We start from the raw sequence: 9,571 nt of genomic DNA, 5'->3' as shown, positions 1-9,571 counted from the left end.
CTCCCGCCAGCCCCCATCCCAGGCGACCACCCGGGTCAGACCGGAGTTCCGGGGGTCGTCCGGCACCTCATGCAACCTCCAAGAACTCCTGCGAAGCCGCCTCTTGTGGCATATACCCACACCATGCCTTCCGCCCTGACCGCCTCCGAGATCCGCGAGGCGTTCCTCAAGTTCTTCGAGGAGCGCGGCCACCGCCGTGTGGCGTCCTCCTCCCTGGTGCCCGCCAACGACCCGACGCTGATGTTCACCAACGCGGGCATGGTGCAGTTCAAGGACGTCTTCACCGGCCGTGAGACGCGCGACTATCGCCGCGCCACCACGTCGCAGAAGTGCGTGCGCGCCGGCGGCAAGCACAACGACCTCGACAACGTCGGCTTCACCGCCCGGCACCACACGTTCTTCGAGATGCTCGGGAACTTCTCCTTCGGCGACTACTTCAAGGCCGACGCCATCGCGTACGGCTGGGAGTTCGTCACCCGGACGCTCGGCCTGTCCACCGACCGGCTCGCCGTCACCGTGTTCAACGGCGAGGGCGGCACCCCCTGGGACGAAGAGGCCTACGAGCTGTGGAAGAAGCAGGGCGTCCCCGCCGAGCGCCTCTACAAGCTCGGCCTCAAGGACAACTTCTGGGCCATGGGCGACACCGGCCCCTGCGGCCCCTGCTCCGAAATCCACTACCACCAGGGCGACGACATCCCCTGTGTCGAAGAGGCCGAGGGCAAGAAGTGTCTGGGCGTCGCCTGTGACTGCGACCGCTGGCTCGAAATCTGGAACCTCGTGTTCATGCAGTTCGAGCGCAAGGAGAAGGACGGGCCCCTCATCCCCCTGCCGAAGCCGTCCATCGACACCGGCGCGGGCTTGGAGCGCATCGCCTCCGTCGTCCAGGGCAAGCGGTCCAACTACGAGACCGACCTCTTCCAGAACATCCTCGCCACCGTCAGCGAGCTGTGCGGCAAGCCCTACTCGCAGGAGTCCGGCGCGTCCCAGCGCGTGGTCGCGGACCACAGCCGCGCGGCGGCGTTCCTCATCTCGGACGGCGTCCAGCCCTCCAACGAGGGCCGCGGCTACGTCCTGCGCCGCATCATGCGCCGCGCCATCCGGCACGGCACCCAGCAGTTGGGCCTGGAGGACGTCTTCTTCTTCAAGGTCGTCGACCGCGTCATCGAACTGATGGGCGACGCCTACCCCGAGCTCCGGGAGAGCCGCACCTTCGTCCTGGAGGTCTGCCGGCACGAGGAGACGAGCTTCCGCCAGACGCTCAGCCGCGGCCTCAAGCTCATCGAAGAGGAGCTATCCGAGCTGCAGAAGGCCGGCGGCAAGCAGCTCTCCGGCGACGTCGTCTTCCTGCTCCACGGCACCTACGGCTTTCCGTGGGACCTTACGCAGATCATCGCCCGGGAGCGCGGCCTCGACGTGGACCTGGTCCGCTTCGAGGAGCGCCTCAAGGAAGAGGCGGACAAGAACAAGTTCGCGGGCTCTGGCGACAAGGCCACGGGCGAGGTCTACCTGAAGTTGGCGGAGCAGTTCGGGACGACGGAGTTCCTCGGATATGAGGGCGAGGGACACGAAGGCGAAGGCAGCATCCGGGCCATCGTCAAGGACGGCGCCGAGGTCACTCAGGCCACGCAAGGCGACACGGTGGAGCTGGTCCTGGACCGCACGCCCTTCTACGGCGAGTCCGGTGGCCAAATGGGCGACACCGGCCGCATCGTCGGCCACGGCGGCAAGGCGGTGGCCAAGGTCACCGATGCGCAGCGCCCCGTGCCGGGCCTCGTAGTCCACTCGGTGGAAGTCTCCGAGGGCACATTCAAGGTCGGCGACATGGTCCAGGCCGGTGTGGACTCGGAGCGCCGCAAGTCCATCCGTGCGAACCACTCCGCGACGCACCTGCTCCACAAGGCGCTCAAGCTCGTGCTCGGTGAGCACGTGAAGCAGGCGGGTTCTGTCGTAGCGCCGGACTACCTGCGCTTCGACTTCGCGCACTTCTCGCCCGCCACGTCCGCGCAGCTCGAGCAGGTCGAGGACCTGGTCAACGGCTGGATTCGCGACAACGCGGGGGCCGAGACGCGCATCATGAGCCTGGAGGACGCGAAGAAGTCCGGCGCCGTCGCCATGTTCGGCGAGAAGTACGGCGAGACGGTTCGCGTCGTCACCGTACACCCCGAGTCCACCGAGCTGTGCGGCGGTACCCACGTGCGCCGCAGCGGTGACATCGGCCTGTTCAAGATTGCCAGCGAGAGCGGCGTAGCGTCCGGCGTGCGCCGCATCGTCGCGCTGACGGGCATTGGCGCGCTCCAGTACGTCCGCGAGCAGGAACACGAGCTGCGCAAGGTGGCCGAACTGCTCAAGTCGAACCCGAAGGAAGTCTCCAAGCGCGTCGAGGCGACCCAGAAGCGCGTGAAGGAGCTGGAGCGCAAGATCGAGGAAGTGGCCGTCAAGGCGCAGACGGCCAGCAGCAAGGACCTGCTGGAGCAGGCTCGCGATGTGAATGGCATGAAGGTCCTGGCCACCCAGGTGGACGCAGCGGACGACAACGTCCTGCGCGGCATGGCGGACCAACTCCGTGACCGCATCCGCTCGGGCGTGGTCGCCATCGGCGGTGAGAAGGACGGCCGGGCCATCATCCTGGTCGCGGCCACCAAGGACGTCGTGGCCAAGGGCATCAACGCCGGCGCGCTGGTGCGCGAGATGGCCAAGGAAGTCGGCGGCAAGGGCGGCGGCAAGGCCGAGATGGCCCAGGCTGGCGGCCCTGATGCCTCGAAGCTCCCCGCGGCGCTGGAGAAGCTGTACGAGTTGGTGAAGGGCGTGGGCACCGCGTGATGAACCACCGGGCCTCCGCTTCCGTGGCGCTCCTGGCGGCCACCCTCGTCCTGGGTGGCTGTAAGGAGGAGTCCGTGCCTGACTACGCGGGTACGGGTGACGACCGGACGCTTCAGAAGCTCCGCCAGGAAGTGGACCGGGTGAACCAGGGCGGCCGTCCCTCCCAGGGCCCCGAGGCCACACGCGGAGACCCGAACGCGAACCTCGCGGGCCTGGCCGCGGGCATCAACGTCCCCACCGAGCGCGCATGGGAGATTCCCGCCCCCAACGACGCCGTGCGCCTGGAGACCCTGTCCGTGAAGCTCACCGGACTGGACGCGTCGCACTCGGTAAAGGGCTCGGGGAAGGTGAGCCTGACCTCCGAGGACCTGTTCTTCCGCGTGCAACTCATGACGCAGAACGTGGGCGGCGCGCCGCTCACCCTGGACCTGGACGGGGCGAAGCTCTTCGGGGCTGAAGGCCAGTCGTACACCGTGGCCCGGGATGCCCAGGCCATCGGGGGCACCCGCCCCCTTCGGCGCACCTGGGCTCCGGATGAGCGCACTGACGTGGTCCTCCTGTTCGAGCTTCCTCCGGAGGCCCTTCGGGACGACGGGCTGCACCTGTTGCTTCAGGGCTCCGGGGGGGATGTGCGGATTCCCTTGAAATGAGCGGGACCGCGTCCAAGCTCCTCCCGCTTCGCATCCGCCTCCCGTACACGACGGAGGAGGAGTTTATCGACAAGTACGGCTCGAACGTGGCGCGCGGTGGCGTGTTCGTTGCCACGCGCGCCATGAAGCCCGAAGGTACCGGGCTGGCGTTCGAGTTCGTCCTTGCCGATGGGACACGCCTACTTCGCGGCGAAGGCGTCGTCGTGAAGGCCCAGGTGGACGCGGTGGGCGGGCGTACCGGCATGACGGTGCGCTTCGTGAAGCTGGACGCTGCGAGCAAGGCGCTCATCGACCGGGTGGTGGCGAAACGTACCGGAAGCGTGGAGCCACAAGCTCCCGCCCAGGTCACGCTCCCTCCTCCGGCCCCTGCACCCGCGCCACCTCCGGGACTCGTTCGCCGCACACCCGGCGCGAAGGCTTCGAATGCGGTGCGTGCCTCGATTCCCCCCCGCGAGCCCTCGCGGGAGGATGCGCACGTCGAAGACACGACGGTTGGAGTTCCTGACACGGTGGCTGCCAACGGAGCCGCTCTCGCGAGCGCGGTGGCGGTGCCGGAACTCACGCCCAGTTCCGAGACTGCTACGGCGGATGATGACGCACGCGCGAAAGTGCCGGACTCCAGCACGGCTGCTCCGTCCTGCGAGTCCGAGCAAGTGCCGGATGAGCCTGCGTCCAGCACGGACGCGCATGCTGTGTCCGGTGAGACGGACACGGGCTCACTTGATGCCTCTGACGCGTTCGGCGGGGGTGCTTTCACTGAATCAGGGGCTCCGAGCACACAAGACGCGGACGCGCATCCGGGACCTGTCGCTCCGCGCTTTGAAGCTGATTCGAGTGACGGGCTCGACTTCGCCATCACCGCGAGCCTCGCGGCGTCCGAGGATGAAGGTGGCAATGCGAATGCCGTAGCCGAGCGACACGGCTTCGGTGAGCCCGCCAAAGCGCCACTCGTCCCGGAGGATTCGTCAATCGACGCCGGCACTGCGCCGACAGCTACCGCGACTCCGGACCTGACAACGGAAGCCTCCGACGCGCTGACCTCGGTAGAGCCGCCTCAAGCGCGGCTTCGTGTCCCGCCCGCGTTGGAGACAGGCGACGATGCGCATGCAGCAGCCGAGCCCCCCACCTCCGCGCCCGCGCTCCCTGTATCCCGGCCTGGTCCTGGTGGAACCGCACCCGCTGAACTCGACGAAGCCGTCGGTGACGAAGCTTCCGCTCCGGCGACGGATGCCGATGCAGCGGCGCCCCACGGAGCATCTGTCTCTCAGGTGAGCACCCCCATCGTCGCGGAAGCTGGCACTCCTGCAACGACGGCCCCCTCCGCGACGACGCCAGTTACGGGCACCGCTCCCGCCAACGAAGCAGCCACGGAACCCTCCGCGACATCTGCGTTCACGAGCTCCGAGCCCACCACCAAGGGCAGCGATACATCCACGATTCGAGCAACCGCAGAGGCATCGACCACAAGTCTCGAGCCCGACACCGACGAGGGTAACGAAGCAGCCCCGACATCCTCCGGGACGGCTGCACCCGCGAGTGAAAAGCGCGATGCCAAAGCAGGCGACGCATCACCGACCGAAACGCCAACTGCCACTTCGACCACAAGCGTCGAGCCCACCACCGAGGCAGATCACATAGCATCCCCGGAGGCGTCCGCGACGGCCGCGCTCCCTCGTGCACAGTCCGACGCCGAAGCAAGCGACGCATCCACCACGAAGCCCCCCGTCGCGACGTCACCACTGAGCGATGCGCCCGTCGCCGAGGCAAGCAACGAGGCAGCTACCGAGCCCAAAGCAGCAGCGTCGCCCACCGAAAAAAGTGGCCCGGGTGTCGCGTCCGAATCTACGACGACAACGAACACGGATGACCAGTCCGGCAGTGCTCCCTCCGAGGCATCGTCCGCACAGACGATGGCCGTGCTCCCGAGCGCACCTGGTGTCGACAAGACGGCGCCCGCCGCTCCGGGTGCGAAGTCCGCTGAGCGTTCGCAGGACGCCTCCACATCAGGTGACACACCGCCCCAGGCGGCAGCCAGTGCAGCCCCCGCGGCCGAGTCGAGTCCACCACCAGAGCCGACACACGCGACTGCCGATCCGCATGGGCGCACCGCCGCTCCCGAAAGCGTGCTCCCCAGCGCGGCCTCGGATGAAGCTTCGCTGTCCAACGCGGAAGCAGCCCCAGCCCGTACCGAATCCGAGCCCACGCTCCCCGTCCCTCAGGACGCGGACGTGCCACGCAACCGCCGCCGTGCCCTGCTCGAAGTCCCCCTTCCCCATCCGGCCTCGACGCCCGCGCGTCCCGAGGTCGTGCTGGGCATCGACCTGGGCACCTCACATGCGCGCGTCGCCGTCGTCCAGGACGGGATGCCCAAGCTCATTCCCCTCCCCGGCACCACCACCACGGACCTTCCCGCGCTCATCGCGGTGAACGGCACCGGCGACCTCGTCGTCGGCGCCACGGCTCAGACGGAAGGCCAACGTGCCCCCCGCCGTGCCATCTCCGGACTCAAGCGGCTGTTGGGTCTGAAGCCGCGTTCTCCGCAACTTCGCTGGCTCGCCCCGTTGCTCCCCTTCCCCATCACCACGGACACGAATGGGGACTCCGCCGTGGAGGTCCGGGGCCGCGTCATCTCACCCACTCTCTTCACGGCCATGCTGCTTCGCGAGCTGAAGCATGCCGCCGCGACGCACCTGGGCCGCAAGGCAACCCGCGCCGTCATCTGCGCCCCCACGCACTTCACCGACCGCCAGTGCGCGGCCCTTCGCGAAGCCGCCTCGCTCGCGGGGCTCGATGCCCAGCGCATCCTCATCGCCCCCGCGGCGGCGGCGCTCGCGTATGCACATGGCCGAGGGCTCGCGCGGAAGCGGGTGCTCGTCGTGGACCTCGGCGGCGGAGGTCTCCAGGTCTGCGTGGTGCAAGTCACAGGCGATGACCTCGAGGTCATTACCACCGGAGGCGACGCCACCCTCGGCGGCATGGACTTCGATGCGCGCATCGCCGAGGCCATCGCCAGCGACCTCTCGGAACAGGGCGTGCCCAAGCCGGACCATCCCCTCGACTGGGCCCCCCTGCGCACCGCCGCCGAGTCCACGAAGGTGGCCCTCTCCAGCCAGGAGCAGGTGGACGTCACCCTCCCCTCGGGAACCGTGCCCCCCATCAACCGGGAGCGCGTGGAAGCCCTCACCGCCGACCTCGCCCAGCGCGTCACCACCGTGGTCCGCGACGTGCTCGAATCCAATGCGCTCTCCCCCCAGGGGCTGGACGCGGTGCTGCTCGTCGGCGGGCAGAGCGCCGCGCCCCTGGTCCGCCGCCGGCTCGAAGAGAGCCTGGGCGTGAGCGTGCGCGACGACGTGGACACTCGAGGCAGCGTGGCCCTGGGCGCCGCGCTGCTCGGACAGGGCCTCCTGCTGGCCGCGGCCGGCAAGCCCGCGGCCACTGTCTCCGAGGTGCTGTCCTCCCCGCTCGCCGTCGCCGAGCGCGGTGGCACATTGCGCCGCGTCCTCGAACGGAACACCCGCCTGCCCGCCACCAAGACGCTGGTGCTTCCCACTGTGCCGGGTTCACTCGAGCTGGCCCTCTTCCAGGGGGCAGCCACGCAGGCGTCCGACGCCGAGTTCCTCGGCCGGCTCACCCTCAACGTGGAGCGCGCGGGAGAGGTGGAACTGCACCTCGCGCTCTCAGTAGATGGGGCCCTGTCGCTCGACGCCACCCTACCTGGCGTGAAGCGACACGCGGTGTCTCTGGCCACGGAGCACTTGGACGACGCGACCTTCGACGCGCTCATCGCCCGCTCGCCGCTGGTCCCTGAGCCGGAGCGACGCCCGGGTGGCGTGCTGTCCGGACTGAAGAAGCTCTTCGGCCGCCGCTGAGCCCTCCTCGCTCGTCCGCGCACGTGTCACGGCGTACTTCGCCCCGTGGGCCGATGCGCCCGCGGCCATCCAGGCCACCGTGCGTCCCTGCGGCTCTCTCTGTAGCCGTGGCGACAGATGGCCAGCTTTCCGGTGACTGATTTCCCGGGGAGGAATGCGATGCGACGTTCGATTGTGGGTGGAGTCGCCACGGCGGCGCTGGGCATGGCAGGACCAGCCTTCGCCATCGAGGCACAGCAGGTGGGCGAGCGGCTGCGCGTCGAGGAGCGGCCGCTGGTGGGCGTCGACGTCCGGCTGGGCCTCGGCAACTTCACCGGAGACCTCGGCAGCAACACCAAGGTGGGCCCGCTGCTGGGCATCAACGCCAGCGCCTATCCCTGGCAGTACGGCGGCGTCGAGGTCGGCTACGAAGGCCAGCGATTCCCCATCGATGACTCGCGCCTGCGCGACAACGGCGATGGCGAGGGCGTCTGGCGCCACAACGCAACCCTGCTCGCCAAGGCGGGACCGCTCATCGACGAGAAGTGGCGCCCCTTCGTCGGCGCGGGCGTCGGCCTGAGCTACCTCAACCCCTCGGACGGCGCGGACCGCTTCTACAACAATGACTGGCAGACGGAGCTCCCGCTGGCCGCGGGTCTGGACTACCGCTTCGGCAACCTGGTGGCCGGCGCGCGCGCCACGTACCGATTCGTCGGCGGGGAGGGCCTCCTCCGGAACCCCGTCACCAACGCCGACGAGAAAGGCAGTCTCTTCAACGGCAACGTGATGATTGGCGGGCAGTTCTAGCCCGCCCCCCACGTCACAGGCCGAAGCCGTCCAGCAGCGCCTCGGGGCGGGGATTCTTCTCCCACGCCTCGAGCACCGCCACCGCGGGCGAGCGCCCCGACGCGGCCACCGCGTCCAGCGGGTCCAGCAGGGGCGCATCCTGCGCATCCAGCCGCATCAGGCCCCTGCGGGAGATGGCCAGCATCTCCGCCGCCAGGCGGTGCAGCTCCTGCGAACCCAGCCGGCCGCCCAGGCCCTCGCGCCGCGCCGTATCATGGAAGGCCAGGTGCTCGGCGTAGGTCAGCTTCGGCAACAGGCGCTCGGCCTCCTCCAGCGCGGTGGCGTCGTACAGGATGCCGCGCCAGAGGGCGGCGAGCGCTCCCGTCATCGCGGGGTTCACACAGTCTGCGCCGCGCACCTCGATCACCGTCTTCAGCCGCACTTCGGGGAAGAGCGTGGACAGGTGGTCCGTCCAGTCGTTCAGGTCGGGCGGTTTGCCCTCGAAGCCCTCCTTCATCAACTGCCGGAAGGTCAGCTTCGGGTACAGGTACTCGTTGTTGCGCCGCAGGAAGAGCAGCGGCGCGTCCAGCGCCCACTCCACATAGGCGCGATACGAGAACGAGCCGTCGAAGAACGCGGGCAGGTAACCACATCGCGTGGGGTCCACCTCGTCCCAAACGCGGTTGCGGAAAGACAGGTAACCCGACGGCTTGCCCTCCACGATGGGGCTGTTGGCGTACAACGCATTCATCAGCGGGGCGAGCCGCGCCACCACCACCGTCTTGCGGACACAGTCCGCCTCGTCCGCCCAGTCCAGGGACACCTGGCCGGTGGACGTCATCAACATCATGTTCAGCGCCAGCCGGCCGCGCTCCGGCAGCGTGCGGCGCATGATGAGGTAGCGCGTCTTCGGCATCCACGGCATCTGCGCCGTCGTACCGAAAGGGCGGTAGCCCAGGAAGACGAGCCGCAAGCCCAGTTCCTTCGCGGCGGAGGACACCTCCGACAGGTGCGTCAGGTTCTCCGCATGCGCCTCGCGCGCGGTGACGAAGGGGCTTCCGGACAGCTCCACCTGGCCGCCGGGCTCCAGGGAGATGGTGGCGCCACCGCGCTGCAGCGCGATGACGGGCGACTCCGGCGTCTCCCGAAACGGCGTGTAGCCCGCCGAGGCCACCCGGTTCAGCAGCGCGCCGACGCCCCGCTCGCCTTCATAGGTCGGAGGCTCCGCGGCGCCCACCGGGTAGAGGAACTTCTCATGCTCGAGCCCCAGACGGTGCGCACCGCCAGGCTTCTCGGCGGCTCGGAATCCAGCCAACAGCATGTCGACGGAGGAGATGGGCTCTGAGGCCGCGCGCTTGAGGTCGAGTGACATGGGCGCGCCCTATATAACCTAGACTTTTGGACCCGCCCGGATTTGCGCACTGGCCTTTATGAGCCCACATTCCACCCTCCCCACCATCTCCCCCC

General features: G+C 68.8%; 5 protein-coding genes and 1 pseudogene. 5 read left to right on the top strand and 1 reads right to left on the bottom strand.

From position 1 onward, the window contains the following. Positions 1-123: 123 nt before the first annotated feature. The 5 genes and pseudogenes from alaS (at position 124) to F8M74_RS36465 (ending at position 8,125) form a co-directional block, all read left to right on the top strand. On the top strand, positions 124-2,820 hold the full coding sequence (alaS, locus tag F8M74_RS36485; protein WP_141258810.1) for an alanine--tRNA ligase: 2,697 nt from the start codon (positions 124-126) through the stop codon (positions 2,818-2,820). Further along, the gene (locus F8M74_RS36480) at positions 2,817-3,470 is read left to right on the top strand and encodes a DUF4352 domain-containing protein (RefSeq protein WP_141258809.1); all 654 of its coding nucleotides are present in this window, start codon (positions 2,817-2,819) and stop codon (positions 3,468-3,470) included. The genes alaS and F8M74_RS36480 overlap by 4 nt, the downstream gene beginning before the upstream one ends. Then, a pseudogene (locus tag F8M74_RS38310) lies at positions 3,467-3,763 on the top strand (TIGR02266 family protein); the annotation flags it as partial. The gene F8M74_RS36480 and the pseudogene F8M74_RS38310, both read left to right, overlap by 4 nt. 1,935 nt (positions 3,764-5,698) lie before the next feature. After that, entirely contained in the window at positions 5,699-7,339 is a 1,641-nt protein-coding gene (locus tag F8M74_RS36470) for an Hsp70 family protein (protein ID WP_228560890.1), read from the top strand. 159 nt (positions 7,340-7,498) lie between these two features. Next, on the top strand, positions 7,499-8,125 hold the full coding sequence (locus F8M74_RS36465) for a hypothetical protein (protein ID WP_228560888.1): 627 nt from the start codon (positions 7,499-7,501) through the stop codon (positions 8,123-8,125). 13 nt (positions 8,126-8,138) lie between these two features. On the opposite strand, the gene F8M74_RS36460 is transcribed toward F8M74_RS36465, so the two are convergent. After that, entirely contained in the window at positions 8,139-9,476 is a 1,338-nt protein-coding gene (locus F8M74_RS36460; protein WP_141258807.1) for a glutamate--cysteine ligase, read from the bottom strand. Positions 9,477-9,571: the final 95 nt, after the last annotated feature.

This window comes from Myxococcus sp. CA023 (genome assembly GCF_010998615.1).
Lineage (GTDB): Bacteria > Myxococcota > Myxococcia > Myxococcales > Myxococcaceae > Myxococcus.
The sequence above is the reverse complement of the archived record's forward strand: the minus strand, read 5'-3'. Positions and strand labels throughout refer to the sequence as shown.

Bases quoted from the DNA above. Each gene is read 5' to 3' on its own strand.
- F8M74_RS36460 (WP_141258807.1), bottom strand. From the start codon at position 9,476: ATGTCACTCGACCTCAAGCGCGCGGCCTCAGAGCCCATCTCCTCCGTC.
- F8M74_RS36465 (WP_228560888.1), top strand. From the start codon at position 7,499: ATGCGACGTTCGATTGTGGGTGGAGTCGCCACGGCGGCGCTGGGCATG.
- alaS (WP_141258810.1), top strand. From the start codon at position 124: ATGCCTTCCGCCCTGACCGCCTCCGAGATCCGCGAGGCGTTCCTCAAG.